This window comes from Stenotrophomonas sp. YIM B06876 (genome assembly GCF_030711595.1).
Classification (GTDB): Bacteria; Pseudomonadota; Gammaproteobacteria; order Xanthomonadales; family Xanthomonadaceae; genus Stenotrophomonas.
The window spans coordinates 1-2,307 of sequence record NZ_JAUJUJ010000120.1 but is presented as its reverse complement, the minus strand read 5'-3'; the positions used below and the strand labels follow the sequence as shown (position 1 = coordinate 2,307).

At 66.8% G+C, this 2,307-nt stretch carries 3 protein-coding genes; all 3 read right to left on the bottom strand.

Annotation, left to right across the window (positions count from 1 at the left end):
• Nucleotides 1-48: 48 nt before the first annotated feature.
• The gene (locus tag QZH66_RS15210) at nucleotides 49-813 is read right to left on the bottom strand and encodes an ABC transporter ATP-binding protein (RefSeq protein ID WP_305806752.1); all 765 of its coding nucleotides are present in this window, start codon (nucleotides 811-813) and stop codon (nucleotides 49-51) included.
• Nucleotides 806-1,774, bottom strand: coding sequence for a branched-chain amino acid ABC transporter permease (locus tag QZH66_RS15205; RefSeq protein ID WP_305806751.1), 969 nt, complete (start codon nucleotides 1,772-1,774; stop codon nucleotides 806-808). Before QZH66_RS15205 ends, QZH66_RS15210 begins: the two co-directional genes overlap by 8 nt.
• Nucleotides 1,775-1,776: 2 nt before the next feature.
• Nucleotides 1,777-2,307, bottom strand: a 531-nt coding sequence (locus QZH66_RS15200; protein WP_305806750.1) for a branched-chain amino acid ABC transporter permease, incomplete at its 5' end; no start/stop codon positions are given.

Below are 2,307 nucleotides of genomic sequence, written 5' to 3'. Positions count from 1 at the left end.
GTGACGCCGTCGAGCGCGAGAAAGCTGCCGTAGCGCAGCGACAGGTTGTCAAATGCCAGCATGGTCGCTCCCCAGGTAGGCGTCGATCACGGCCGGGTTGCTGCGGATCTCGGCCGGCGTGCCTTCGGCGATTTTTTCGCCGTAGCTGAGCACCAGGATCTTGTCGGCCAGGCTCATGATCATGTTCATCTTGTGCTCGATCAGGCACACCGTCAGGCCGCTCTTGACCATCTTGCGGATCAGCGCGGCCAGGCCCAACGTCTCCTCGGGGTTCACGCCGCCGGCGGGCTCGTCGAGCAGCAAGAGCTTGGGGTCGGTGGCCAGCGCCAGGGCAAAAGCCACGCGCTTGCGCTCTTCCTGCGTGATGTCGCCGGCCAGGCGCTGCGCGATGGGCGAGAGGCCGACGAAGTCGAGCGCGTCGCGCGCTTTTTCGCGGCAGATGCGCTCTTCCTCGCGCAGCCGGCTCGAACCGCGCAGCACGTCGAACAGGCCCGAGTGCGTGCGCAGCCGGTGGCCGACGATGAGGTTGTCGAGCACCGTCGCGCCGTCGAACAGCGCCGTGGTCTGGAAGGTGCGCGCCACGCCCAGGCGCGCCACCTGGTCGGTGCGCAGCGAGGTCACGTCGCGCCCCTCGAAGGTGATGGTGCCCGAGCTCGGCCGGTGCACGCAGCTGATGAGGTTGAAGAAGGTCGTCTTGCCGGCGCCGTTGGGGCCGATGATGGCGTTGATCTTGCCGGCCTCGATGGTGGTGCTGACGTCGTTCACGGCGGCCAGGCCGCCGAAGCGCTTGGTCAGGCGGTCGATCTTAAGCATGGGGCTGGCCCTCCTGGCCGTCGCGGCGCGCGCGCCAGTTCTGCCAGCTGCCGACGATGCCGTGCGGCACGAAGATCACCAGCAGCACCAGGATCGGGCCGAACACGATGAAGCGGTATTCCTGCAGGAACTGCAGGTACTGCGTGAGCCACGGCATGCTCAGCGCGCCGAGCAGCGGGCCGAGCAGCGTGCCCAGGCCGCCGACGATCATGTACATGGTCATGTCGAAGGTGTGCTCGACGCCCGCCACACCGGGGCCGATGAAGCGCACGAAGCCGGCGTACAGGCCGCCCGCCATGCCGGCGTAGAACACCGACAGCATGAAGGCCAGCACCTTGTTGCGCATCAGGTTGATGCCCAGCGCCTCGGCCAGTTCGTCGCTGTTGCGGATGGCGACGAAGGTGCGCCCGAGCAGCGAATTGACGATGCGGCGCATGGCCCACAGGCCCGCCACCAGCCAGAACAGCACCAGGTAGTACAGCGCCAGCGGCGTGTCGAAGGCCAGGCCGCCGATCGGCTCGGGCGCGGGAATGCCCATGATGCCCACCGTGCCGTGCGTCAGGCTGTCCCACTTCTCGATCACCAGAAACATGATGTAGCCCACGCACAGCGTGAAGATCGAGAAGTAGTGGCCCTTGAGGCGCAGCGACAGCACGCCGAGAAAATAGCCCAGCGCCGCCGTGACCACGCCCGAGAGCGCGAACGCGGCCCAGAACGACCAGCCGTGGTCCACCGTGAGGATGCCCACGGTGTAGGCGCCCACGGCCATGAAGCCGCTGTGCGCCAGGTTGAACTGGCCGGTGTAGCCGGTGATGAGGTTCAGGCCGATGGTGGCGATGGCGAAGATGTAGGCCGTGCTCATCACCGTGAGGTGGTAGTCGTTGCCGGTGACGAGCGGGAACAGCACGCCGGCGGCCAGCAGCAGCCACCAGCCGAGCCGGCTTTTCAGAGAGGTCGTCATGGTCAGCGCGCTCCCTTGGTGAACAGGCCCTGGGGGCGCAGCGACAAAATGACCACCAGCAGCACGAAGGCGATGATGTCCTTGTAGTCGGTGGAGATGTAGTAGGCGCCGAAGCTCTCGGCAAAGCCGATGATCAAACCGCCGACGATAGCGCCGGGCACGCTGCCCATGCCGCCCAGGATGATGATCACGAAGGCCTTGGTGATGACCAGGCTGCCCATGGCCGGGTAGACCAGGTTGATGGGCGCATACAGCGTGGCGCCCACGGCGGCCAGCACGCCCGAGATGGCGAAGGTGAGCATGGCGACGCGGTTGGCGTCTATGCCCACGAGCGAGGCGCCGTCGCGGTTTTGCGCCATGGCGATGATGGTCGAGCCCATCACGGTGCGCTTGAGGAACAGGTGCAGCGCCACCATCAGCGCGAACGCGGCGCCGATGATCAGCAGGCGCTGCGCCGGCGCCGTGATGCCGCCCAGGTCGATGATGCTGGTGTAGGGCGTCTGCATGCGCTGGAAGTCGGCGCCCCAGATCGC